General features: G+C 42.6%; 21 protein-coding genes and 8 pseudogenes. 21 read left to right on the forward strand and 8 right to left on the reverse strand.

The window, feature by feature from the left end; genetic code table 11:
* Positions 1 to 96 precede the first annotated feature (96 nt).
* The 11 genes and pseudogenes from rluE to ACSJJG_RS07710 form a co-directional block, all read left to right on the forward strand.
* Positions 97 to 721, forward strand: a pseudogene (gene rluE, locus ACSJJG_RS07660) (23S rRNA pseudouridine(2457) synthase RluE); the annotation flags it as partial.
* Positions 710 to 1,167: pseudogene (locus ACSJJG_RS07665) on the forward strand (NUDIX domain-containing protein). The pseudogenes rluE and ACSJJG_RS07665, both read left to right, overlap by 12 nt.
* Positions 1,168 to 1,239: 72 nt before the next feature.
* Positions 1,240 to 1,440: a hypothetical protein gene (locus tag ACSJJG_RS07670; protein WP_481089010.1), complete on the forward strand. Its 201-nt coding sequence runs from the start codon at positions 1,240 to 1,242 to the stop codon at positions 1,438 to 1,440.
* Positions 1,441 to 1,453: 13 nt separating this feature from the next.
* Positions 1,454 to 1,788, forward strand: a pseudogene (gene mnmA, locus ACSJJG_RS07675) (tRNA 2-thiouridine(34) synthase MnmA); the annotation flags it as partial.
* Positions 1,789 to 1,902: 114 nt separating this feature from the next.
* On the forward strand, positions 1,903 to 2,043 hold the full coding sequence (locus ACSJJG_RS07680) for a tRNA methyl transferase PRC-barrel domain-containing protein (RefSeq protein WP_481090400.1): 141 nt from the start codon (positions 1,903 to 1,905) through the stop codon (positions 2,041 to 2,043).
* Between the two features lie 40 nt (positions 2,044 to 2,083).
* Positions 2,084 to 2,337, forward strand: a pseudogene (locus ACSJJG_RS07685) (aminomethyltransferase beta-barrel domain-containing protein).
* Between the two features lie 2 nt (positions 2,338 to 2,339).
* A pseudogene (hflD, locus tag ACSJJG_RS07690) lies at positions 2,340 to 2,971 on the forward strand (high frequency lysogenization protein HflD).
* A 97-nt stretch (positions 2,972 to 3,068) separates the two neighbouring features.
* Positions 3,069 to 4,443, forward strand: a pseudogene (purB, locus tag ACSJJG_RS07695) (adenylosuccinate lyase).
* 368 nt (positions 4,444 to 4,811) lie between these two features.
* Positions 4,812 to 5,512: pseudogene (gene phoP / locus ACSJJG_RS07700) on the forward strand (two-component system response regulator PhoP).
* Positions 5,513 to 5,552: 40 nt separating this feature from the next.
* The gene (locus ACSJJG_RS07705; RefSeq protein ID WP_481089011.1) at positions 5,553 to 5,834 is read left to right on the forward strand and encodes a hypothetical protein; all 282 of its coding nucleotides are present in this window, start codon (positions 5,553 to 5,555) and stop codon (positions 5,832 to 5,834) included.
* 777 nt (positions 5,835 to 6,611) lie between these two features.
* Positions 6,612 to 6,944 carry an ATP-binding protein gene (locus ACSJJG_RS07710; RefSeq protein ID WP_481089012.1) on the forward strand — a complete coding sequence of 111 codons (333 nt, stop codon included), beginning with the start codon at positions 6,612 to 6,614 and terminating at the stop codon, positions 6,942 to 6,944.
* A 290-nt stretch (positions 6,945 to 7,234) separates the two neighbouring features.
* Here ACSJJG_RS07710 and bcp read toward each other — a convergent pair whose 3' ends face one another.
* The gene (bcp, locus tag ACSJJG_RS07715; protein ID WP_481089013.1) at positions 7,235 to 7,714 is read right to left on the reverse strand and encodes a thioredoxin-dependent thiol peroxidase; all 480 of its coding nucleotides are present in this window, start codon (positions 7,712 to 7,714) and stop codon (positions 7,235 to 7,237) included.
* 14 nt (positions 7,715 to 7,728) lie between these two features.
* Positions 7,729 to 8,286 carry a glycine cleavage system transcriptional repressor gene (locus ACSJJG_RS07720; RefSeq protein ID WP_481089014.1) on the reverse strand — a complete coding sequence of 186 codons (558 nt, stop codon included), beginning with the start codon at positions 8,284 to 8,286 and terminating at the stop codon, positions 7,729 to 7,731.
* Between the two features lie 244 nt (positions 8,287 to 8,530).
* Here ACSJJG_RS07720 and dapA point away from each other — a divergent pair, with 244 nt between their 5' ends.
* The 3 genes from dapA (at position 8,531) to purC (ending at position 11,300) form a co-directional block, all read left to right on the forward strand.
* Entirely contained in the window at positions 8,531 to 9,430 is a 900-nt protein-coding gene (dapA, locus tag ACSJJG_RS07725) for a 4-hydroxy-tetrahydrodipicolinate synthase (RefSeq protein WP_481089015.1), read from the forward strand.
* Positions 9,431 to 9,447: 17 nt separating this feature from the next.
* Positions 9,448 to 10,494: an outer membrane protein assembly factor BamC gene (gene bamC / locus ACSJJG_RS07730; protein ID WP_481089016.1), complete on the forward strand. Its 1,047-nt coding sequence runs from the start codon at positions 9,448 to 9,450 to the stop codon at positions 10,492 to 10,494.
* A 92-nt stretch (positions 10,495 to 10,586) separates the two neighbouring features.
* Positions 10,587 to 11,300, forward strand: a complete 714-nt coding sequence (purC, locus tag ACSJJG_RS07735; RefSeq protein ID WP_481089017.1) for a phosphoribosylaminoimidazolesuccinocarboxamide synthase — start codon at positions 10,587 to 10,589, stop codon at positions 11,298 to 11,300.
* A 98-nt stretch (positions 11,301 to 11,398) separates the two neighbouring features.
* Here the strand turns inward: purC and ACSJJG_RS07740 are convergent, their stop codons facing one another.
* A complete protein-coding gene (locus ACSJJG_RS07740; protein WP_481089018.1) occupies positions 11,399 to 11,749 on the reverse strand; it encodes a hypothetical protein in 351 nt (116 codons plus the stop codon).
* A gap of 348 nt (positions 11,750 to 12,097) precedes the next feature.
* Between ACSJJG_RS07740 and ACSJJG_RS07745 the strand changes: the two genes are divergently transcribed.
* Together ACSJJG_RS07745 and ACSJJG_RS07750 are read left to right on the forward strand one after the other, a co-directional pair.
* Entirely contained in the window at positions 12,098 to 12,550 is a 453-nt protein-coding gene (locus ACSJJG_RS07745; protein ID WP_099118539.1) for a DUF441 domain-containing protein, read from the forward strand.
* A gap of 72 nt (positions 12,551 to 12,622) precedes the next feature.
* Positions 12,623 to 14,758, forward strand: a complete 2,136-nt coding sequence (locus ACSJJG_RS07750; protein ID WP_481089019.1) for a tRNA(Met) cytidine acetyltransferase TmcA — start codon at positions 12,623 to 12,625, stop codon at positions 14,756 to 14,758.
* Here ACSJJG_RS07750 and ACSJJG_RS07755 read toward each other — a convergent pair.
* From ACSJJG_RS07755 to ACSJJG_RS07775, 5 genes and pseudogenes are all read right to left on the reverse strand, one after another.
* Positions 14,703 to 14,897 carry a YpfN family protein gene (locus tag ACSJJG_RS07755; protein ID WP_481089020.1) on the reverse strand — a complete coding sequence of 65 codons (195 nt, stop codon included), beginning with the start codon at positions 14,895 to 14,897 and terminating at the stop codon, positions 14,703 to 14,705. The genes ACSJJG_RS07750 and ACSJJG_RS07755 overlap by 56 nt on opposite strands.
* Before the next feature lie 187 nt (positions 14,898 to 15,084).
* On the reverse strand, positions 15,085 to 15,753 hold the full coding sequence (locus ACSJJG_RS07760; protein WP_481089021.1) for a M15 family metallopeptidase: 669 nt from the start codon (positions 15,751 to 15,753) through the stop codon (positions 15,085 to 15,087).
* Positions 15,750 to 16,877 carry a succinyl-diaminopimelate desuccinylase gene (gene dapE, locus ACSJJG_RS07765; protein ID WP_481089022.1) on the reverse strand — a complete coding sequence of 376 codons (1,128 nt, stop codon included), beginning with the start codon at positions 16,875 to 16,877 and terminating at the stop codon, positions 15,750 to 15,752. The genes ACSJJG_RS07760 and dapE overlap by 4 nt, the downstream gene beginning before the upstream one ends.
* A gap of 15 nt (positions 16,878 to 16,892) precedes the next feature.
* Positions 16,893 to 17,308 (reverse strand): annotated as a pseudogene (locus ACSJJG_RS07770) (ArsC family reductase).
* Positions 17,309 to 17,625: 317 nt separating this feature from the next.
* On the reverse strand, positions 17,626 to 18,261 hold the full coding sequence (locus tag ACSJJG_RS07775; protein WP_189759156.1) for a response regulator: 636 nt from the start codon (positions 18,259 to 18,261) through the stop codon (positions 17,626 to 17,628).
* Between the two features lie 537 nt (positions 18,262 to 18,798).
* Here ACSJJG_RS07775 and maeB point away from each other — a divergent pair.
* From maeB to ACSJJG_RS07800, 5 genes are all read left to right on the forward strand, one after another.
* A complete protein-coding gene (maeB, locus tag ACSJJG_RS07780; RefSeq protein ID WP_481090401.1) occupies positions 18,799 to 21,078 on the forward strand; it encodes an NADP-dependent oxaloacetate-decarboxylating malate dehydrogenase in 2,280 nt (759 codons plus the stop codon).
* Between the two features lie 155 nt (positions 21,079 to 21,233).
* Complete coding sequence (locus tag ACSJJG_RS07785) at positions 21,234 to 22,151, forward strand: ChaN family lipoprotein (RefSeq protein ID WP_481089023.1); 918 nt, start codon at positions 21,234 to 21,236, stop codon at positions 22,149 to 22,151.
* 112 nt (positions 22,152 to 22,263) lie between these two features.
* On the forward strand, positions 22,264 to 22,644 hold the full coding sequence (locus ACSJJG_RS07790) for a hypothetical protein (protein ID WP_481089024.1): 381 nt from the start codon (positions 22,264 to 22,266) through the stop codon (positions 22,642 to 22,644).
* On the forward strand, positions 22,641 to 23,066 hold the full coding sequence (locus tag ACSJJG_RS07795; RefSeq protein ID WP_481089025.1) for an energy transducer TonB family protein: 426 nt from the start codon (positions 22,641 to 22,643) through the stop codon (positions 23,064 to 23,066). The genes ACSJJG_RS07790 and ACSJJG_RS07795 overlap by 4 nt, the downstream gene beginning before the upstream one ends.
* 183 nt (positions 23,067 to 23,249) lie before the next feature.
* Entirely contained in the window at positions 23,250 to 25,319 is a 2,070-nt protein-coding gene (locus ACSJJG_RS07800; protein WP_481090402.1) for a S9 family peptidase, read from the forward strand.
* Positions 25,320 to 25,413 lie beyond the last annotated feature (94 nt).

Here is a 25,413-nt window from a genome sequence, read left to right on the forward strand (position 1 = left end):
TAAGGGACGTGTCAATACTACTTGAATATTCTGCAAACGCCGACGGTCACAGATTTAAGGTATAATACGCACCTCTATTTTTAACGATGGCTTATCATGACAAATATCTCTTTTAAAAAACGCCAACTTAACCGATTCAGCCAGAGAAAAAATAACAGAGCTATAAAAAAACAATCAGCCCTCGTCGGGTATTGATTTTTAACAAACCTTATGATGTCTTACCTCAATTCACCGATGAAATGGGCAGAGCAACGTTAAAAGATTTTATCCCGTTTCCTGATGTTTATGCCGCTGGTCGTCTGGATCGTGATAGTGAAGGTTTGCTGGTGTTGACCAATGATGGCAAATTGCAAGCTAAATTGACTCAACCCGATAAAAAAACCGCTAAAGTTTATTATGTTCAGGTAGAAGGCATTCCTGATGAAACGGCGCTGAATAAACTTCGTAGCGGCGTTTTATTGAAAGATGGCCCGACCTTGCCCGCTGGCGCTGAATTAGTCGAAGAGCCTGAATGGCTCTGGGAGAGAACGCCTCCTATCCGGGAACGAAAAAGTATTCCGGTAAGTTGGCTTAAAATTACGTTATATGAAGGACGCAATCGGCAAGTACGTAGGATGACCGCTCATGTGGGTTATCCTACACTGCGCCTAATCCGTTTTAGTATGAGTTCAATACAATTAGACTCATTATCCCTGGAGAATGGAGAGAAATTAATACTGTTAGCCCACACGTCACGGTTGCCTGCATTGTTCATGCAAAAATAAATTTTTGATTGTTGAAGAATTGATCAACGGCAAGCCCCTCTGGAATCAACCAGCAGGCCACCTTGAAGCGGATGAAACATTACTGGCTGCTGCTGAACGGGAACTGTGGGAAGAAACCGGAATTCGTGCACAACCACAAGCATTTTTAAAATTGCACCAATGGGTTGCGCCGGACAGAACCCCATTTATCCGTTTTTTATTCCTGGTTGAAATGGAAAAAGTCATAGATACCAATCCACAAGATAACGATATCCATTGCTGCCATTGGTTAGGTGCAGAAGAAATCCTTAACAGTTCACAGTTACGCTCCCCTCTGGTCGCCGAAAGTCTTCTTTGCTACCTGGAGCACAAAGCTTATCCACTCTCGATACTGGATTATTATGGTTCACCTTTCGCCAAATGAAGACGCTTGGTGCACCTTGGTTGCCAACGTGCTAAAGTATTGCGTTTGTTTTTTCCGCAGTGAGATATATCCATGAATAACAGCCAGAAAAAAGTCATTGTCGGCATGTCCGGCGGTGTTGATTCATCCGTTTCCGCCTACCTTCTGCAACAGCAGGGCTACCAGGTAGCTGGCCTGTTCATGAAAGACTGGGAAGAAGACGATAGTGAAGAGTATTGCTCGGCGGCTACCGATCTTGCTGATGCCCCGCCGTTTGTGACAAACTGGGTATAGAACTGCATACCCCATTAATTTTGCAGCCGAGTATTGGGATAATGTATTCGAACATTTTCTTGCTGAATATAAAGCAGGTAGAACCCCCAATCCTGACATTCTTTGCAATAAAGAAATCAAATTCAAAGCATTTCTGGAGTTTGCCGCAGAGGATTAGGGGCTGACTATATTGCAACCGGGCATTATGTCCGTCGTCGGGATGTGAACGGCATGAGCCAATTGCTCCGTGGCCTGGATGATAATAAAGATCAAAGCTATTTCTTATATACCTTAAGCCACCAGCAAGTTGCCAAGAGCCTGTTCCGGGTAGGGGAATTGGAAAAACCCGAAGTACGCCGCATTGCCGAAGAAATTGGCCTGGTTACCGCAAAGAAAAAAGATTCGACAGGCATCTGTTTTATTGGTGAGCGTAAGTTCCGTGATTTCCTTGGGCGCTATTTACCCGCCCAGCCTCGCCCGATAATGACAGTTGATGGACAGACCATCGGCCAACATACTGGCTTGATGTACCATACACTCGGCCAGCGCAAAGGACTGGGGATTGGGGGTACGAAAAACGGTAGTGAAGAACCCTGGTATGTCGTGGATGAATATAGAAAATAACGACCTGATTGTTGCCCAAGGCCATGAGCATCCTCGTTTGATGTCGGTCGGTTTGATTGCCCAGCAACTGCATTGGGTCAATAGCCAACCACTGCAAGCAGAAATACGCTGTGTAGTCAAAACACGCTACCGTCAGCATGATATTCCCTGCACTGTCGTCCCTCTGGGCGAAGATAACATTGAGGTTCGTTTTCTGATAGCCCTGCCGCTATCACCCCGGGTCAATCAGCTGTGTTTTATCAAGGTGAAGTTTGTCTCGGTGGTGGTGTGATCGAACAACGTATACAGGAGTAGTTGTGGCTAAAAATTATTACGATATTACACTGGCGCTGGCAGGTATCTGTCAGTCAGGCCGTCTGGTACAAAAACTTGCCCATGAAGGCCAGTGTGATACTGATGCTTTTGAAATCATGATCGACGAGTGCTCCTGAATATCGATCCAACCTTCTACGCTGGATGTCTTTGGCAATAATGCCTGCAACCTGCGTGTTGGTCTTGATGCCATGTTGGGTATGTTCAATGGTTCCCACATAGTGGCGTTTCTGCCGATCTTACCCGCTATATGCTGAGTTTGGTGGCACTGGAACGCCGCTTGAGTAAAAATCCGTCTGCCGTCAATCAATTGGCAACTCGCATCGAACAATTAGAACGCCAGCAAGCCTATTTTGAACCTATGTCAGAGGGAATGTTCAACGCTCTGGCTGGAATTTATGTTGATGTTATCAGCCCGTTGGGACCACGCATTCAGGTAACGGGTTCACCTGATGTATTACGTAATTCGTTGATTCAGGCAAAAGTCAGATCGGTGTTACTGGCCGGTATCCGTAGTGCCGTTTTATGGCAACAAGTTGGCGGTAGCCGCCTGCAAATCATGTTTTCTCGTCAACGCCTGATCCGACAGGCAAAAGAGATCCTTGCTAACGGTTAGATGGTAAAGACTGTTAGCGAAAAATTGTTAAATCTAAATTATTAAACATAAAGCTGTTAAACATACATTGTTAAATAAAATCCGGGAGTTGCTACCAATGGAATTATCCTCACTGACCGCTGTTTCTCCAATTGATGGCCGTTACGGCGATAAAGTCAGCGCACTACGCGCTATTTTTAGTGAGTTCGAGCTTACTAAAATTCCGTGTGCAAGTCGAAGTACGTTGGCTGCAAAAACTGGCTGCAACCACAGAAATCCAAGAAGTTCCTGCTTTTGACGCCAACGCAAACGCTTACCTTGATGAAATTATTGCAAATTTCACTGAGCAGGATGCACTGCGTATCAAAGAGATTGAACGCACAACCAACCACGACGTTAAAGCGGTTGAATATTTTCTGAAAGAGAAAGTCGCGCATATTCCTGCCCTGCATCAGGTTGCAGAATTTATTCATTTTGCCTGCACATCAGAAGATATTAATAACCTGTCACATGCCTTGATGCTTAAAACAGCCCGTGAGGAAGTTCTGCTGCCGCAATAGGCGCCAAATAATTGATACCATCACACGCATGGCACATGATTATCGCGATCTGCCACTGCTATCGCGTACACACGGTCAACCTGCCACACCTTCCACGGTCGGCAAGGAATTTGCTAACGTTGCCTATCGGATGAAGCGCCAATTCCGTCAGCTTGAGCAGGCAGAAGTTCTGGGCAAAATCAACGGGGCGGTTGGTAACTATAATGCGCATTTATCCGCCTATCCACAAGTTGACTGGCATCAATTCAGTGAGTCATTTGTGACCTCTTTAGGTATTCAGTGGAACCCGTATACCACTCAGATTGAACCCCATGATTACATTGCAGAACTGTTTGATTGTGTGGCGCGTTTCAACACCATCCTAATCGATTTTGATCGCGATATCTGGGGTTACATCGCCTTGAGCCATTTCAAGCAAAAAACCATCGCCGGGGAAATTGGTTCTTCTACCATGCCACATAAAGTCAATCCGATTGATTTCGAAAACTCAGAAGGCAACCTGGGCCTGGCAAATGCGGTTCTGGGGCATCTTGCCAGCAAATTGCCTGTTTCTCGCTGGCAGCGTGATCTGACAGATTCGACAGTATTGCGTAATCTGGGTGTCTCGGTCTGGGATATGCATTGATTGCTTATCAATCCACGATGAAGGGGTTGAATAAGCTGGAAGTCAATGAACAGCACTTACTGAATGAACTGGATAGCAATTGGGAAGTATTAGCAGAACCTATCCAAACTGTTATGCGCCGTTATGGTATTGAAAAACCGTATGAAAAACTGAAAGAACTGACTCGTGGTAAACGTGTTGATGCTGAAGGTATGAACGCGTTTATTGATGGCCTTGAGCTTCCTGAAGCGGAAAAAGCGCGCCTCAAATCCATGACGCCAGCAAATTACATTGGATACGCTACTTCGCTGGTTGACCAGTTAAAATAATCTGTGTTTATCCATACAGATGGGCGGGTTCTATTCCGCCCATGCGCGATTTCTGTGCTGCAATTTCCTGCCCGCTGCGTAATCCCAGCAGACGCTCTGCCGCCACATAGCAACCTGAATACTATTGAGTATATGAACTTATATAGAAGTTAAATAAATTGTAAATTTATTTACTATTTTGACCTAACCATTTGTTTTTAAATGCACCAATCATTAATATACCAACAAAAGATAAATAGTTACTATACTTAGTTTACTCATAATCATATATCTATATTTTTATTTAATCTTTATTGACGAAGTTGATGACTTAGCTATTTTAAATTTATTTGATAAACATTAATTACTGATTAGCATAAGGAATCATTATGCGGATATTGATCGTTGAAGATAATGCATTGCTTCGCCATCACTTAACCGTACAATTACGGGATATTGGACATCAAGTTGATGCTGCGGAGAATGCTAAAGAAGAAAGCAGATTATTATCTTAAAGAAAGTCACCCTGATATTGCTATCGTTGATTTAGGGTTACCGGGAGAAGATGGCCTTAGCATGTTACAGCGCTGGCGTAGTGAGCAAGTTAATTTACCTAATCCTTGTTACTTACCGCCCGTGAGAGCTGGCAAGAAAAAGTCAACGTGCTAAATGCGGGCGCAGATGATTATGTTACCAAGCCCTTTCAATCTGGAAGAAAAAAAAAATTAATGCCCGCATACAAGCATTAATGCGACGTAATAGTGGTTTGGCATCACAATTAGTTGAGATATCACCATTTTTAATCAACCTCTCAAGAAAGGAGTTTTCTATCAATGAAACCAATATTAAATTAACCGCCTTTGAATACATTATTATCGAAACCTTAATGCGCAATAATGGCAAAGTTGTCAGTAAAAGGAAACAGCTGATGCGCCAATTGTATCCAGACGCTGAATTACGTGAGAGTCATACAATTGATGTATTAATGGGGCGTTTGAGGAAAAAAATATTGAATGAATGGCCGGAAGGAGTCATCTTAGCTGTTCGTGGTCAAGGGTATCGCTTTGATGTGAAATCTTATAATGCTTAAGTTCTCTGAAAAACCTTTTTCTTTGAGAACACGGTTTCTCATGGCTACGGCTGCTATTAAAATTCTTTGCATTGACCCTATCATATGGCATTGTTGCTATTGCCGGATATTTAGTCAGTTTAGTGATAAAACAAGCTATTCCATACTCCGTAGCCAAAGTAATCTATTTTTCACATTAGCCAGATGGGAAAATAACAAGCTAGAAATCCTTGTTCCCAAAGATTTTTCCATGAATTACCGCTCATTAGCACTAATCTATGATAATGGTGGAAATATTCTTTGGCGCCAGAATAATGTGTCTGAATTGGAAAGAATAATTTGATCCTGACTGGCTGAAAAAAGATGGCTTATATACATAGAAGCGTATTTTAAAGAAAAAGGGGATTTTTTCTATAATCCAACAGCAACACCGAATCAAGATAATGCAAAAAAGGCAGAAAATAGTAAGGACGTGTTGATGTAACCTATTCAGTTTGCTGTAAATATTTATCCTGCCACTGACAAACTGCCTGCCATGACCATTTGTTATCATTGATACCATTCCACAAGATGTACAGGAATCAGCAAAAGTATGGGAATGGTTTGGATATGTACTCATCGCTAACTTAAACTTTCTCATCATTCCATTAATCTGGCTTGCCGCTGACTGGAGTCTTAGGCCAATAAAATCCTTAATTACCCAGATCAGTTCATTAGAAAATGGAGAAAGGAAAGAACTGGATCAAGACCCCTCCTACTGAATTAAAAGGGCTGGTCAGAAACTTAAATAACTTGCTATCCAATGAACGTAAGACGTTATGCCCCCAAATATCACACAACCCTCTCGGATTTGACGCATAGCCTGAAAACACCTCTAGCGGTATTGCAATCAACCCTCGCTCTCTGCGCCCCCCTCAAAAGCTGACCATTGAACAAGCTGAACCTATTATGCTTGAACAAATTGACCGGATATCCCAACAAATCGGCTATTATCTACACAGAGCCAATATGCGCCATGACCATAGCTTCTTCTTAGAGGCAGATTTCTTCTGTCCCAATCTTGCTGGATGGCCTAATCAGTGCCTTAACTAAGGTATATCAACATAAGGGCATCAAAATTATGCTCGATGTCTCTCCTGAAGTAACATGGCTAGGGGAAAAAAATAAGGACTTTCTGGAAGTGATGGGAAACATTCTGGATAACGCTTGTAAATATTGCCTGAAATTGGTCAAAATCACCACCACGATGGGAGAAAATGCAGTCACTATTATTGTCGATGATGATGGATTAGGTGTCCTCCCTGATAAGCGAGAAATGATTTTTCAGCGTGGTTTACGCGCCGATACATTGCGATCAGGTCAAGGTCTTGGTTTGTCGATAGCGTCTGAAATTGTCGAGCAATATGAAGGTGATATCAGATTGATGATAGTCCACTTGGTGGTGCCAGGGTAAGCGTGATATTTCGCGCCCAACACAATATTCATCAACACAATACTCATCAACACAATAACTCATTAACATAAAGCAGCCAACACAGTGCGTTCACCATGCGATAATGATTAGGCGATTGCTAAGAATTTTCCATTGAAAAAATAAACAATAAACAAAATTTAATATTTTATTAACAGATGATATGCGGGTAGGAAATTTAAATTTGCTTTGAATAACAATGCAATAAATACCAAACGAATACACTGAGTTGCCACTTTGTTGATAAAGCGGCAACTCAAAACTTATTGTGTCTATATTGACAATGAATGTTGGTTTAGGTAATCCAGCACAACTTGATGATGATCACTGGTTTTGAATTTACTAAAAACGTGTTCAACCTCACCTTGTGGATTAATTAAGAAGCTGATGCGATGAATGCCGTCATAGGTTTTCCCCATGAACTGCTTTTCTCCCCACACACCAAACTGTTCGGCAACTTGGTGGTCAATATCAGAAAGCAGCGTGAAATTCAGCATGTCTTTTTCTACAAAGCGGGATAGTTTTTCAGGTGCATCTGGGCTGATACCCAAGACTTCAACATTGGCGTTTTTTAGCTCATCCATAGAATCACGTAAGCCACAGGCTTGAGTTGTGCAGCCTGGTGTCATTGCTTTGGGATAAAAATAAACTAAAACACGTTGACCTTTGAAGTCAGATAAATTAATGGGTTCGCCATCTTGGTCAGGAAGGCTGAATTGTGGTGCCTTGTCTCCGGCTTTCAATGGACTCATCACTTATTCTCCGGTTAATCGTTTTGATTTAAATGGTCTTGTACGATAATACTGCCTTGTGCATTTAATTCTGTACATAGATGATAAAAATTTTCTTTAAATATCGCGCCATTATCATCAACTGGGTTGTGACCAGTGATTTGGATTTGCAGACGAGCAGGGTGATTTCCTTCGGCTGGGTGAGTTTTTGATACCAGTTCCGCGATATTAAGATCCTGGGCTGTGAATAAACTGGTAAAACGCTCAACAATTCCCGGTGAATCAACTACGTCTACTTTAACGGTGATGGTCGAAGGAAATTTTTTCTGGACACCGCATCGGGTACGTTTCATCACTATGAGTAATTCAAGTTCTGCACCCTTTTGTGGCAAGGTGGATTCGATCAAAGTAATGGCGTTCCAGCTACCCGATAGCAACATGATAAAAGTAAATTCTTCGCCAAACATAGCTAAACGGCTGTCTTCAATATTACAGCCGCATGTGTTGACGAGGCGGGTAATCGTATTGACGATGCCGGGACGATCGGTACCGAGGGCAGTGATCACTAAAAAATGCTGTTCTGAGGTTGGCAAAGCGGTTTTCCTTTAATTTTAGTTGGAGTTTGCTGTGTATGTTGTGTTTTAACATAAAAAATGCTCAGGAGAAGGTCAATCGCCTTTATTAAGGGAACAAAATTATAATTTATGTTTAATCAGCTACACTTGATATTAATAAAATTCATTGAAATCGCGTGGTTAAAGAGTTTTCTTCTGTATAACAAGAAAGTACCATGAACTTCTCATTTGCAGTTTTAGGTTTAACTAAGGGGAAATGGCAATGGTAGGCAATCATTCTGGTTTTACAGGCAGTATAGTTGCATTGATAACGCCGATGGATTCAGCTGGTCAGATTGATAAGGCCAGTTTGAAAAAATTGGTTGATTATCATATCGCCAGTGGTACATCTGCGATTGTGTCTGTTGGAACAACGGGCGAGTGTGCAACACTTAACCATGACGAACACGTTGATGTTGTACTGACAACACTGGAAATGGCTGATGGGCGTATTCCGGTGATTGCCGGAACAGGGGCAAACGCGACAGCAGAAGCTATTTCTCTGACCAACCGTTTCGAAAACACGGGGGTTGTGGGTTGCCTGTCAGTCACACCTTATTATAATAGACCATCACAGGAAGGTTTATACTTGCACTATAAGGCAATCGCTGAGAATACTGACTTACCACAAATTCTGTATAATGTGCCATCTCGTACCGGATGTGATTTATTGCCGCCGACAGTCGCTCGCTTAGCGAAACTGAAAAATATTGTTGCGCTTAAGGAAGCGACAGGGAACTTAAGTCGTGTTAGTCAGATCCAAGCATTGGTTAGTGATGAAGATTTCATTCTTCTGAGTGGTGATGATGCAAGTTTTGTCGATTTCATGCAGCTTGGTGGTAAAGGGGTTATTTCTGTCACTGCAAATGTTGCAGCAGCAGAAATGGCGCAGTTGTGTGAATTGGTTGAGCAAAGTGAATTTTTACAAGCTCGTGAACTGAACAGCCGACTGATGGAATTGCATCATCAATTATTTGTTGAACCTAGCCCGACGCCAGTTAAGTGGGCTTGCCGTCAATTGGGGTTGATTGCCGATGATACATTGCGTTTGCCAATGGTTCCGCTAACGCAGGAAGGGCAAATTCCAGTTGGTAGTGCCTTGAAAATAGCTGGACTACTGTAAAATTTTAGGGAATTTTAATGGCAACATTATTGCAAAAATCGAAGGTCATGAAGATTGCTGGACTGTCATTGGTCGTTTTTTTGGCTGCCTGCTCCAGCGATCAGCGCTATAAACGTCAGGTAAGCGGGGATCAATCCTATCTTGACACGCCTCCTCTGAAACTATTGAACATCCCCGCGGGAATGACATTACCACTGCAAAATGGTGAATATAATCTTCCGACAACGACGACGACGGAGGCTGTGGGTAAAGATTTGGATATACGTCCTCCATTGCAAGCGCTTGCATTGTTGACGGGTTCCCGCGTTGAAAATAGTGCTAACAGCAGTAAATTGTTGCTTGAAAATACTCCTGAATACAGTGAATTATGGTCTCAGGTAAACAATCTGCTGGCGGAAAAAGGGTATAATATCAGCCAGAAAGATGATGCTGCACAAACCTTGACGACAGATTGGATTACATGGCAACGGGCGGATGAAAATGTTCCCTATCAAGGGCGTTACCGTATTTCAGTTTCCAAACAGGATTACCAAATAGCACTATCCGTTGCGAACGAAGGTTTGAAACAGGGAGAAAAGGAAATTACCGATCCGGCACAAATCCAGCGTTACAATGTTGTGATGCTGAATAAATTGGCAAGTGACTTAAGCCAGCAACAAGAAGCAGCGAGCCTGAGCGGTGCTAAAAATTCAGGTCCACTCTCTGTACAAAGCGGTAGTGATAATACCGGATTGCCACAAATTATCGTGCGTGCACCATACAACATAGTCTGGAACAGATTGCCATACGTGTTGGAAAGCATCGGTATGAAAGTCAAGGATCGTACTCGTTCTACCGGAGCGATAGAGGTGACTTATGAAGAACGTAGTTCTTCTGACTGGAAAGCGCTGGGAGTAGAAGCGCCTTCCATCCACGGAGGAAATTATAAGTTGCAGGTGGGTGATTTGGATAACCGAAGCAGCCTGCAATTTATCAGCGACAAAGGTAAGCCGCTGACTCAATCTGAAAATAATCAGATGGTGGCTGCGCTGGAAGCTGCGTTTAGCCAATCAAAGGATAAGTAATATATAAAAGGGGCCTAGGCCCCTTTTATATTTTGGATGTGTTTTTTGTTTAATTAGTTACGTTTAAAGACGTTATATTTCTGGAGTGTAAAATGCAGAAAAAAGCTGAGTTGTATCGTGGAAAGGCAAAAACAGTGTATGCCACTGACAATCCTGACTTACTTGTGCTGGAATTCCGTAATGATACATCAGCATTGGATGGTGAACGCATTGAACAGTTCGATCGCAAGGGAATGGTGAATAATAAATTTAATCATTTCATTATGAGTAAACTGGAAGAAGCGGGCATTCCGACGCAAATGGAACAACTGTTGTCAGATAATGAATCCTTGGTGAAAAAACTTGATATGGTGCCTGTTGAGTGTGTTATTCGTAACCGTGCCGCAGGTTCCCTTGTTAAACGTTTGGGGGTGGAAGAGGGAATGGTGCTTAATCCGCCACTGTTTGACCTGTTTCTGAAAAATGATGCCAAACACGATCCTATGGTTAATGAATCCTATTGTGAGACATTCGGTTGGGTGAGCAAAGAACACTTAGCTGAGATGAAACGTCTGAGCTACAAGGCCAATGAAGTATTGAACAAACTGTTTGATGATGCGGGTTTGATTCTGGTGGATTTTAAGTTGGAATTTGGCTTGTTCAAGGGCAAGATCATATTAGGGGATGAGTTTTCACCGGATGGTAGCCGCTTATGGGATAAGCAGACGATGGATAAAATGGATAAAGATCGTTTTCGCCAAAGTCTCGGTGGCTTGATCGAAGCATATGAGGAAGTTGCACGCCGTATTGGCGTTATTTTGGATTGATGACGCAAACGATTACTTAAAAAATATAATGTAGAAAAGGAAGGATGCTCCGATAATCAAAAGGGCATCCTGTCCCTGTCTTGCACGTCGGATAAACTTTAAAGCAGGGATTTGGTTTGCTGTTTCCAGCCTTTTTGTTGCATGCAGCTGTAATAATATTCTCTTCTGGAATCCCTGTTAACATCGATTATATAGCTTTCGGTCATGGGAACACTTTGGTAGAAGTAACCGTTTTTACATTGGTCTCCATTCACGCAGGGTTGTAGCACTCTCTTCAGCTCTGATTTTTGGGCAACTTCATTTCTTACAGGAAATAGCCTTAATGACGACTGATTACATTCAGCAGTAGCTTCACTGAAAGGAACAGGATTACTTGTTGCAGGGACCCATTGAGTGGTGCAACCCGCTAAAGAGAGACAGATTATCATGGAGGAGGTTAATTTTTTCATATTTATATCGCTTATACGAACGCATATTAGTTGCAAGGCACTTCTTACAACCTTTCTGCTTTTACCTTGGTAAAAAGGCGTTGGTGTTTAAAAGGCTAATTATCAAGAAACAGGGATTGTATCTTGGTCTATATGGCTAATTATTTATCAATGTGATTGTTTAAGGCAAGGATGTTAACAAACTACCCGTTGTTGCGCTATTACCCAATTTTGGGATGGCTCTTTATGAATATTTTTGATTAAGTGCAAAAATTTTAAGTTATCATCTTTTCCATACCAGAATTTATGTTGCCTGGTTTAAAAATAGTCAAACATTGTTCTATCGGAGTTTACAGGAAATAAAAACTCATGAGTCATATCGATCCTACTCTACTTATTTTACTCGTGCTTGCGGGGCTTGGTATCATCAGCCATAACATGACAGTGACACTTGCCATGTTATTTCTATTGGTAGTTCGTATCACGCCATTGAATCAGTTTTTCCCTTGGGTGGAAAAGTACGGCTTGACGATAGGTATCCTGATTCTGACTGTAGGAGTCATGGCACCTATCGCAAGTGGGAAAATTTCCGCACAGGAAATTTTTAGCTCGTTCTTAAATTGGAAATCACTGTTGGCTATTGCTGTTGGTGTCCTTGTGTCATGGTTGGGAAGCCGTGGCGTGACTTTAATGTCTGGCCAGCCTTCTACTGTGGCTGGATTATTGGTCGGCACTGTATTGGGAGTGGCTCTATTTAAGGGCGTTCCGGTAGGCCCTTTGATTGCCGCTGGCATTTTATCACTTATGATTGGTAAATCGTGACCATGCCGGTAGCCATTTTAGCCATCAGATATTTCACATGTTATACAGTTCATTTTATGGATAGTTCGCACTATGTATAGCGTATGGGCAATGTTGCAGGCACAAATGCAACAACAGGGACAGCGCCGTTTAGTTGTTTTGAGTGGTGATCCGCAATGGAGTGAATTGATTGTCAATCAGCTAACAAAACAGTTTCAAGGGGATTGGCTAACGGTTTCAGCCCATGTAGCTGGTGCTATTGATCCAACAAAAGCCGTCAGCTTGCTTGGGCGTGAATTCTTGCATGGTGTTTTTGATGCTACTCAAGGGGTTAATGCTGAAGCATTGGCGATACTGGCTGGCACATTAAAAGCGGGAAGCTGGTTGGTGATGCGCGTACCCGCCTGGTCACAATGGCCCGAACAGCCTGATGAAGATAGTTTGCGCTGGAATGAATCGTCAGGCGTCATTTCGACGCCTAATTTTATTCGCCATATTCAGCAGCAAATCCTCGCATTTCCTGAAGTATTATTATGGCGTCAGGAAATACCTTTTCAGATATCTCAGATACCACCATTGCCTGCAACCGGAATCTGGCAGATGCCTGATGGCAACCCAACGGTAAGCCAGCAATCTATTCTTGACGAATTGTTACAGGCCACACGAGGCGTTTGGGTGATCACCGCACCCCGGGGGCGGGGAAAGTCGGCTCTGGCAGGAATGTTAGTGCGATATTGGCAAGGAAAATGCTGGTTATGTGCCCCTGCCAAAATAACCACAGACGTTATTCGACGTTACTCCGCTATCCCAGATTCTGCTGAACAGAAATTTTTGGAGCAAGAAACGCCTTTTTGGTCAGTAGACAATTTGTTGAAATATTGCCGAGCGAAAAAAGGTCAACAAAAAAATAAAAGCGATGCTGATTGGTTATTGATTGACGAAGCAGCAGCGATCCCAACGCCACAATTAGCAGAATTAACCCGCTATTTTCCACGAGTATTGTTGACTTCAACAGTCCAGGGTTATGAGGGAACAGGACGCGGTTTTTTATTGAAATTGTGTGCGGAATTGCCTGACTGCCATATTCGTGAATTGGAAACCCCTATGCGCTGGGCTGAAAATGATCCATTGGAAGCGTGGCTGGATAGTGCTCTGTTATTCGATGATAAATCGCTCGTTTATGACACACGATTAAACGCAGAAGAATTGCATTTTCACCTGATAAGTCAGCCTGAATGGTTACAACACTCGACATTATTGCGCCAATTTTATGGCTTATTAACCAGTGCACATTACCGTACATCACCCCTTGATCTGCGGCGATTAATGGATGGTAACGGAATGACATTTTTGGCTGCCCTTTCGGGTTCTCCAGAACATCATCAACCATTGGTTGGCGCTTTGTGGATGGTGAACGAAGGTGGTTTGTCACAGACATTAGCACATGAGATCTGGGCAGGATGTCGGCGGCCAAGAGGCAATTTGGTGGCCCAATCCCTGGCGACACATAGTGGTTTTCCGCAGGCCGCAACTTTACGATCACAGCGAATCAGCCGTATTGCTGTACAAGCTCAATATCGCCGTCGTGGTATTGCACAACATTTGATCATCCAACAATGTCAAGAAGCCAGTAAACAAAAGCTGGATTTCCTTTCTGTTAGTTTTGGTTATACCGCTGATCTGTGGACTCTTTGGCAAAAATGTGGTTTTCGCCTGGTAAGAATGGGAACTCGCCGGGAAGCGAGTAGTGGTTGTTATACCGCGATGGCTGTTTTGCCTTTGAGTGAGCAGGGAGAGCGATTTGCCCAATCCGCACAACAGCGATTATCCAGAGATGCCAAAGGATTGGGATCGTTACTCGGCTTTGCCTTGCCAGTTGAGCATGATAGTGGAGAACAGCTCAATGACAGTGATTGGCAGGAATTGGCTGGGTTTGCCTTTGCTCATCGTCCTCTGTCAGCGTCTTATTTTGCATTACAGAGATTATTGTTGAAGAGCAATTTGGCCTTGCCTGCGTTGAGAAAGCATCTTCAACAGCGACTAAGTATCGAACAATGTGTCAGTGAATTATCGCTGACTGGTCGTAAGGTCCTATTAAAACACTGGCGTGAAGAGACTGCTGATGCATTGGCAAGCATCGACAAAATACTTGCCAAGCACTGGAGAGATTGGGTTATTTCTTGCGATCCCGCTGTGGCCAATCATCCTCATCATCCCATTGATCATTAAGATCCCGGTGCGGGGGCAATTCGGGTTTGTTATCTAAGAAAGATTTCTTATCGACGCGACTTAGTGCTTTTACTGCATTAACAATAATGCCGATGAGCACTAACAGAACAATCCACCAATAATCTATCAACCAATGCATGGTATTTTCCTCAGAATGTTTAGAGCCTCTTCCATGAGGCTCAGGAGCCTAATGTGTTAATCAGCTATTTTTTATAAACAACGGCTTCTTATAACCAACCATTTTTGTAATGAATTATTTCTATCAATGAATTATTTTCATGACCAGCTATTTTGCTGATCTGTTATTTTCCTGATTTATAGTTTTCTTAATCTATTATCCTGATGTATTTTTCAAATATATAGGATAGATTGGTTTTTAACCAGTTTATGCCAGCAATATCACGATCTGCCCAAGCATTTAATAGAACTTGTTCATCGAATAAATTTTCGGCTTCATAGGATAATGGCCAATAGCTGATATGCCACGGCTCATAAGCTACACCTGCATCGTGGTGCGTAAAGGGACGGTAGAAATCATACTGAGACATATTTTCTGTCAGCCAATGAGTTAATGGCTCAAAGTACCCATCGTTTTCATACTCCCACGGCTCTAGCTGCAAATTTTTACCTTCTGGTAGCAGAAAGGGATCATAAATATCCAGTTCCGTCCCCCAATGATGGCGGCTTGCTCCTGGCAAAGCTGACCAGCCGAGAATGGCTTTACAACGTTCCCCTTCATCCATTTTCGAGATATCAAGGGGCTGGCTATGCTTATCTAATACTGGACGCTGACCACGGAATTTTTCATTCCAGATAGTTTGTTGGCGGGTGAAATCGCGGAACGAACTGGCAGGTTGTAGCTTAAAACCTGCTTTGGCCGCTTCTCTCTGCATGGCAAGAAACGCTTTGGTGGCATTAAACTGCAAACGGTGATTGCCGGTAAGAGTAACCAGGTGATCAGTGGACAGGCCGGTCAAAGTTTCAGGTGTCATCATTTGATTAATTGCTCCATGATACGTTGATAAATCAGGCTCAATTTTTGTAAATCAGTTACTTTGACACATTCATTGGTTTTATGGATGGTGGCATTAATTGGTCCCAATTCCACGACCTGAGTCCCCATCTTAGCAATAAAACGTCCATCTGATGTACCGCCACTGGTTGATAGCTCTGGTTTATATCCACAATAGTGCTCAATGGATTCAACTACAGTGTCAACAAGGATCCCCTTGCAGGTCAGAAAAGGCTGGCCTGATAACCACCAGTCAATCTCATATTTTAGATGATGCTTTTTCAGCATATTTTCAACCTGTTGGCGGATCTCGCTGTCTGTCAGTTCAGTGCTGAAACGGAAATTAAATTGTACCCACAATTTACCAGGAATAATGTTATTACTGCCGGTTCCCGCCTGAATATTGGCGATTTGCATACTTGTGGCAGGGAAAAATTCATTGCCGTTATCCCACTGAGTATTGACGAGTTCTTGCAGAAAAGGCATTGAACGATGGATCGGGTTATCTGCCAACTGTGGATAAGCAACATGTCCTTGGGTGCCAAAGATAGTTAAGCTGGCAGTTAACGATCCCCGTCGTCCGTTTTTGATCATATCCCCAAGGCATTGCTGGCTGGATGGCTCTCCGACCAGACAATAATCCAAACGTTCATGACGAGCCATTAACTCTTCAACCACCTTGACTGTACCGTTGGTCGCTTTGGCCTCTTCATCGGAGGTGATCAGAAAAGCCAGACGGCCTTTATGTTCAGGGTGTTCTGCCACAAAACGTTCGGCGGCAACAACCATTGCAGCCAGAGAGCTTTTCATATCTGCGGCGCCACGACCATACAGCATTCCGTCACGGATAGCGGGTTCGAAGGGCGGCGTTTGCCATTGTGAGATATCGCCGGCAGGAACGACATCGGTGTGCCCAGCAAGGGCAAAAGTGACTCCGGTTCCACGATAAGCCCAGAAGTTCTGGGTATCGCCAAAAGGCATTCGTTCTATTGTGAAACCAATGTCTTGCAGGCGCTGGATAAGCAGTTCCTGGCAACCTTGATCATCAGGGCTGACAGAAGGACGCTTGATTAACTGCTGAGCAAGGTCAATTACCGGACAAGTCATGAATGCTCTCCTCATCTAGTCATGCGAGAAAAATTGTTGATATTGTTCTGCCTTGAAACCGAGTAAATACTTTTCTGTCCCTTCGCTTTTTGAAGGCCTGAGACCAATAGAGGGCGTTTTATGATTGAAGGATGCTCCAGCATGAGTGCCTTGGCAGCTTCTGCATTGTTAATAGCTGCTTTTTGCTCGTCGGGCAATTTGCGCCACGTTGTACCGCGGGTATTCAGGAGAGATCCCCAGCCAACTTGCTCAATAAATGATTGAAGTAGCTCAGGAGATAGACCATCAACCCGATAGTCATGGAATTGATAAGGTATTTTTTGATCTTCTAACCAACGACGTGCTTTTTTTATGGTATCGCAGTTTTTAATGCCGTAGAGAATGGATATTTTGTGAGAAAGGGTATCTGGATGCAAAGTGGTATTTGACATGATGGGAGCCTTGGTTTTGTCTTGTTCAACATATCCGACATAATGCGGGAAATTGGCTATTTTATCCAGATAACACGTTTTTGCGCAGACTTTCTGTCTGCTTTTTCCTGGCATTGAAGTTACAGGTGTTTAAATTATCGACAAAAACAGATTGCCTGCATTTCAAGTAATAAATTTATAGATAATACCCTTATTTATTATATGCAAAATTAATTTGTTCCTAATTAATTTATTATTCTTAATAACGCACAATTTCCCCATCGGTAAAAATGAGGGAAATTGTGTTTCGTATTGGGGCGTTAAGCAACAAGCCAATGTTAAATGAACTCTGTTTTTCTGTGTTTTAGATAGATGATAGTGGCTTCGAGACGGGAACGTGATTTAAGTTTTTTCAATAAGTTACGGGTGTGAACTTTCACCGTTTCTTCTGAAATAAAAAGAAAATCAGCAATTTCTTTATTTGTCATTCCTTCTGCAATTTCTTTTAAAACATCTAATTCACGTTTGGTTAATTTTGATAACGGATCAACATAAAGATGGCGAGTGGATAAATATTGATGGACTTTTTCACTGAACACCGCATGACCATCTATGGCTTTTTTTATGTTGTTCAATAGAGAAGTAAGCTCGATATCTTTTAATAAATAACCATTCGCACCGGCATCAACTGCATCGTAAATATCACTTCTGTGATCTGAATCAGAAAGTACCAGAATATAGGAATCAAGCCCTTTGCGGCGGAGAGATTTAATCGTATCAATCCCTGAAAGACCATTGATTTTCAAATCTATCAGAATAATGTCAGGCTTTATTTGGCAAGCGATATTAATTGCGTCTTCGCCATTGCCAGTTTCGGCTGTCACAATGAGTTCTCGTTCTAATTCAATCAACCCTTTTAAGCCGTGACGAATGATAGGATGATCATCAACTATCATGACTGAATGATTATGCATATTCTTTCTCCCATATAGAAATGCAGATTTATGTTTAATAAAACATAAAAGACAGGTTTCTGCTTTATGTTAAATCGCTGTGTGATTTTTATGGAGTATATTGAATCATCGTTAATGAGATTCTGGAAATATATCCTGATATAAAAATAGAAATGGCGCAAACAGGTTTAACCACTCAGATGAAATTCACTTTCATAAGAAAATGTGTTTCCTTAATTGCTAATAATTTTCCAAATAAATTTGGATGAATATTTTATAGATTAAATTTTGTTTTTGTAAACTTATTTTAAATATTAATTTAAAAATCCATCTTTAATTAATTTATCAGGTTATTAATTGGCGACAAAATACTCCTATATGGGTATCATTAAGATAATATCTATATAATATTGATTAACGTAACGTCATCATTTGTTTGTTTTTGCGCCTTGATTTTAAAGATTATGAACAAAATGCTGCTGATATCATGATTTAACCTTCTGTAACTATTATACTGAAACGGTTTTCACTAAGACATGACGCGTAAAGGATCTGATGATGGATGAAAAATTAAAACAAAGTGCTCTTGATTTTCATGAGTTCCCACAACCTGGAAAAATTACGGTTACACCAACCAAGCCACTGGCAACACAACGTGATTTAGCATTGGCATACTCACCGGGTGTTGCTGCCCCTTGTCTTGAAATAGCAGAAGATCCTTTGGCGGCCTATAGATATACTGCACGTGGCAATCTTGTTGCGGTTATCTCTAACGGCAGCGCTGTCTTAGGGTTGGGGAATATCGGTGCATTAGCCGGTAAACCTGTTATGGAAGGGAAGGGCGTTTTATTTAAGAAATTCTCTGGTATTGATGTTTTTGACATCGAAGTGGATGAATCCAATCCTGATAAATTGATTGATATCATCGCAGCGCTGGAACCCACTTTTGGTGGTATCAACCTTGAAGATATTAAAGCACCAGAGTGTTTCTACATTGAGCAGAAACTCCGTGAGCGCATGAAAATTCCTGTATTCCACGATGATCAACATGGCACAGCCATTATCTGTACCGCCGCCGTGCTGAATGGATTGCGGGTAGTTAATAAAGACATTGGCAAGGTGCGCATGGTGGTATCGGGGGCTGGTGCTGCCTCAATTGCCTGTATGAACCTGCTGGTAGCATTGGGTTTGAAACGTGAAAATATTGTCGTCTGTGACTCAAAAGGGGTTATTTATCGTGGCCGCGAAGAGAGCATGGAAAAGACCAAGGCGGATTATGCCATTGAGGATAATGGCAGCCGTACATTGGCAGATGTGATCCCTGATGCGGATATTTTCCTTGGTTGTTCTGGTCCGGGCGTATTGACCCAAGACATGGTGAAAACCATGGCAAAAAATCCGCTCATTATGGCATTAGCCAATCCAGAGCCAGAAATTTTGCCACCATTGGCAAAAGCAGTACGTCCTGATGCCATTATTTGTACTGGCCGTTCTGATTTTCCTAATCAGGTGAATAACGTTCTTTGCTTCCCGTTTATTTTCCGTGGCGCATTGGATGTTGGGGCTACAACCATCAATGAAGAAATGAAGCTTGCCTGTGTGCATGCCATTGCTGATCTTGCATTGGCTGAACAAAGTCAGGAAGTGGCTTCTGCCTATGGTGATCAAGACCTGTTCTTTGGCCCTGATTACATCATTCCAAAACCGTTTGATCCTCGCTTGATTGTAAAAATTGCTCCGGCTGTAGCGAAAGCGGCGATGGACTCAGGTGTGGCAACCCGACCTATTACCGATTTCGGGGCATATATTGAGAAACTCAATGAGTTTGTCTATAAGACCAACTTATTTATGAAACCCATCTTTTCCCAAGCCAAAAAAGAGAAGAAACGGATTGTATTGGCAGAAGGGGAAGATGTTCGCGTACTACATGCGACCCAAGAACTTGTCTCCCTTGGGCTGGCATTCCCTGTCCTGATTGGCCGCCCTGGCGTCATTGAAATGCGGATTAAAAAGCAAGGGCTGCATATTGAAGCGGGTAAAGATTTTGAAGTGGTGAATAATGAAAATGATCCACGTTTCAAAGAATATTGGCAAGAATATTATCAAATGATGAAGCGCCGTGGTGTTTCGCAAGAGCAAGCACGTCGGGCAGTGATTGGTAATCCAACGCTGATAGGTACAATTATGGTGCACCGTGGTGAAGCAGATGGCCTGATTTGTGGCACTGTTGGCAGCTACAGCGAACATTATCAGGTCGTAAAAGATGTCTTTGGTTTTCGTCAGGGAGTGCATACTGCAGGTGCTATGAACGCCTTAATGTTCCCGATGGGAAATACGTTTATTGCCGATACTTATGTTAATGAAGATCCAAGCCCAGAAGAGTTGGCAGAAATCACGTTGATGGCGGCTGAAACGGTTCGCCGTTTTGGTATTGAACCTAAAGTGGCCTTGCTATCACGCTCAAGTTTTGGCTCTTCTGATTGTGATTCTGCGCAAAAAATGCGTAAGACATTGGCATTGGTTCAGCAAATGGCACCAGCGCTTGAAATTGATGGTGAAATGCACGGTGATGCTGCGCTGGTGGAAAGTATCCGCCGCGATATTATGCCGGACAGCCCGCTCAAGGGTTCAGCAAATCTGTTAATTATGCCGAATATGGAAGCGGCTCGTATCAGCTATAACTTGCTGCGTGTGACCAGCTCAGAGGGTGTAACTGTTGGCCCAGTTTTGATGGGGGTTGCGAAGCCTGTTCATATCCTGACACCGATTGCTTCTGTACGTCGTATCGTGAATATGGTGGCGTTGGCGGCGGTTGAAGCACAAACAGATCCACTATAAAAATAACTCTCCATTCTAACCGAGGTCTGGGATAAATCGGTAAATTACCCTGTTAGGCTTATGCCTGGCAGGGTTTTTAAGTTTGTAAATAATTCTCATTATCTATAATATGCGGGCAATTTTTTGATGCTTACTTTTTTTAATGACTAACAGTTATGCAAACATCTACCCGTATAAAATCGACTTTTTTAACCGGTTCTCTCCTGCTTGGTGGTTGTTTTCTTGCAGGTTGCACCGCAGTTCTAAACAACGCTCAAAATAGCTCTCAGGCAGCACTGCAAACTCTCCCCGGTGAGTTGATGCGATCGGGGGCGGTGCTTGATATGAAAACAGGCAAAGCGATCACGCCAGATCAACTGCGGGAGCAATTGGCAAATTACCCTCGTGTCATTGTTGGTGAAAAACATGACAATCCTTACCATCACCAAATCGAGTTATGGTTAGTGCAACAACTTGGGCAAAAGCGTCCCCAGGGTTCCGTATTACTGGAAATGATTAACCCAAACCAGCAAGAAAAAGTGAATAAAGTGAAAAGTTGGTTGCAGAGTAATCCGATCGTCAGGGAAGAGCGGATTCAGAATTTATTGGCATGGCAGCAGGGCTGGCCGTGGAAATGGTATGGTGATTTGGTTATGGAACTGATGGGGGCGCCTTATCCTCTGCTGGCCGCAAATTTGGATCGCAGTGAAGTTGAACAAGCGTATAGAAATCATGATGTAGAAGATAAAAATTCCTTGGTTTCTGATGAGGTCAAAAAGCTGATTGAAGTTACGATTAGAAATTCCCATGGCGGAAATATAGAGCCACAACTGCTTTCTGGTATGACTAAGATTCAGCAAATGCGGGATCAACGGATGGCAGAGCAGCTAATGAAGGCTCCATCACCTGCCTTACTGTTTGTCGGAGGATACCACGCGGTAAAAACCATGGGGGTTCCTCAGCATGTTAAAAAAATAGCGCCAAATGAAAAAATAGCCGTCTTTATCATTGCGGAAGAGGGCGTTTCGTTAGATAGCGAATATGCTGATTTTGTCTGGTTTACACCTAAAGTAAGCGGAAATATAACCAAATAATAGTAAGTATCACAAGGAAGTGACCAATTAATAAATAAAAATAGTTTTCATTTATATATTGAATTGATTATCATTCATATCCATTTATTATTGACATAATGTGCTATAAGAGATGTTGACGTACACCACGTATCAAAATGCTCACACAGGTCATGTGACAAAATCCTTCCTCGCTGCGATCACACTTCATGCCTTGTTCGTAGGATGGCTGGTCTATAAACCAAAGGATGTGGATCTTGAGGAGCTTCTTCCTCCGCCGGCGGTGATGGTGGAATTGTCAACGCAGACAGAAGCGCTACAAAAAATACAAAAACAGCCGATTGGCATTGAGCAGCAGCTATCCGTTGTCAGTAAGCAGCAGGAGAGCAAAGTTGACGAAATAAACATGCCAAAATTGGATGTAAATGAAAACGCCCTGCTTTTGGTGGATAAGCAGAAGAAAAAAAGAAAAAACAAGATACACCGAAGAAAACTCAGCCTGTTAAGCGAGTGAAAGCAAAAGAGCAAGAAAGTGAAAAATCCCACAGTAGTGCCGCGCCAGCAACCAGTAATACGACGGCCGATAATGTGACCGCTCGTACCGCAGCATCCTACGAAAGCAATTCTGATGCCATTGCTGATGCCAAAGCCGTTTGGCAGGCAGAGGTAGCCGGACACTTAAACCGCTATAAAAAATATCCAGAAGATGCCCAGAGAAGAAGACGAACAGGGCGTCCGATGGTGAAATTTATGGTTAACCCATTGGGTGTCGTAATTAACAGTGAACTCACTCGACGTTCAGGGACTAACTCACTGGACAGGGAAGCAAGGATGGTGTTGGAAAGAGCACAGCCTTTGCCTAAACCACCTGAAATCGTTTTAACTAATGGCAGTGTTACGGTTGAACTGCCGATAGATTTTTATTTATCCCAATAAAAATACAGGGTTGATGGCATGTCACAGCATAAGGCGGCGTTTTCACCAGATACGAAAAGGTCGAATAAAGAAAAGATAGTTTGCAGTAATACGATGTGCAGTAAGACAGTGTGCGGTAAAAGAGCAATGCTTGGCTTGTTACTCAGTGGTAGTTTATGGGGTCACAGTTTTGCTACTACTGCAATGGAGGAAAATAGGGTGCCACCTTTGGCCGCAAAACAGCCGCATAAAATGGAACTCCACGGGGATGTGCGTGTTGATAACTATTATTGGCTGCGCGATGACAACCATCAGGATAAAAACGTCATTGATTACTTAAAGGCTGAAAATCAATACGCCGAGCAGATGCTGAAATCAGGTCAGGAATTGCGCGAAACACTCTATAAAGAAATGTCTGATAGAATGAGCAAAGATGATCAGTCCGTTCCTTATACCTATAATGGGTATATTTATCGTACTGTTTACGAGGCAGGAAAAGATTTCCCGATCTATCAGCGCAAACCAGTCGATAATTCAACTGATTGGCAGGTCATGGTTGACGGTAATGAGCGGGCAAAAGACCATAAGTTTTATCAACTTGGTGGCTTTGCGGTTTCATTGGATAACAAGCGCCTCGTAGTGGCAGAGGATACCCAAGGGCGCCGTAACTACAAGATCTCATTTAAAAATTTCAGTGATACCGATTGGCAGAATAATGTCATAGAGAATACTTCTGGCCACATTGTATGGGCAAATGATGGCGAGACGCTGTTTTATGTGCGCAGAGATCCACAAACGTTGCTGCCTTATCAGTTATTCCGCCACCAATATGGCACTGACAGCCAACAAGATAAAAAGATCTATCAAGAGGAAGATGAACGTTTCTATCTGTCGATTTCGGAGAGTACTTCACTGGATTATATTTTGATTTCGAGTACCAGTTACACGAGTTCAGAATATCGACTCATTGATGCTAACCACCCACAATCAGAGCCGCAGATTTTTTCTGCTCGGCAAGTTGGGCATGAATATGATCTAGACCATTTCCGTGGGCAATTCTATATCCGCTCTAATCGTGAACATCCATTGTTTGGCCTGTATCGGACAGAGGCCATTAATAAACCCTGGGAAACCGTGATTGCCCCACAGGAAAATATCGATCTGGAAAATTTTGCCCTGTTCAACGATTGGTTGGTTGTACAGGAACGGACTAAAGGATTGCCGTTGATCCGCCAGATTGATTGGAAAACCCGGCAGGAAAAACGGGTTCAATTCGATGATCCGGCATATATGGCATCATTGGGTTTTAACCCAGAACCCGATACCCATTTCTTGCGTTATAGCTATTCATCAATGACCACACCAAGTTCAGTATTCCAGTGGAATATGCAAACAGGTGAGCGTGAATTGTTGAAGCAACAGGCAGTAAAAGGATTCAACAAAGAAAACTATGACAGCCAGCGCATCTGGGTAAAAGCCCGTGATGGCGTGGAAGTCCCTGTTTCTCTGGTATACCGCAAATCTTTGTTCAAAAAAGGTGAGAATCCGATCCTGATTTATGGTTATGGTTCTTACGGTATCAGCATGGACCCTTATTTTAGTTCTGCCTTGCTGAGTTTGTTGGATCGTGGCTTTGTCTATGCCTTGGTGCATGTCCGTGGTGGTGGTGATTTAGGCAAAAATTGGTACTTGCAGGGGAAACTCAAAAATAAGATAAACAGTTTCCACGATTTTACTGATGCGACCAAGACCTTGATTGCTGATGGATATGGTAATCGCAAACGCGTTTATGCTGAAGGGGGTAGCGCGGGCGGTTTATTAATGGGTACGGTTATTAATCAGGCGCCAGAATTATACCGTGGTGTGATTGCAAAAGTGCCTTTTGTGGATGTTTTGACAACCATGCTCGATCCCTCTATTCCATTGACCACGGGTGAATATGAAGAATGGGGTAATCCAAATAACAAAGAAGATTACTTCCGTATTAAGTCTTATAGCCCATATGACAATATTCAACATCAGCGTTACCCCCATTTATTGGTTACGACAGGTTTGTATGATTCTCAAGTACAATATTGGGAGCCGGCAAAATGGGTAGCTAAATTAAGAGAAATGAAACAAGGCGACAGTCTGTTATTGTTAGAGACTAATATGGATACGGGGCATGGTGGAAAATCAGGGCGTTTTAATCGCCTGAATGATATTGCCTTTGATTATAGTTTCTTATTAATGTTAGATGACGCGAAAACCTATTTTCCAGAATTAAAAGATTAATAAAAATAACTAATTATCACTCAGGGTACTGATAATTTTATCAGTGTCTTGGGTGTTTTATTACATAAATTTGTGAAGCAATGTGAGCGGTAAT

The organism is Xenorhabdus sp. SGI 60 (assembly GCF_056632175.1).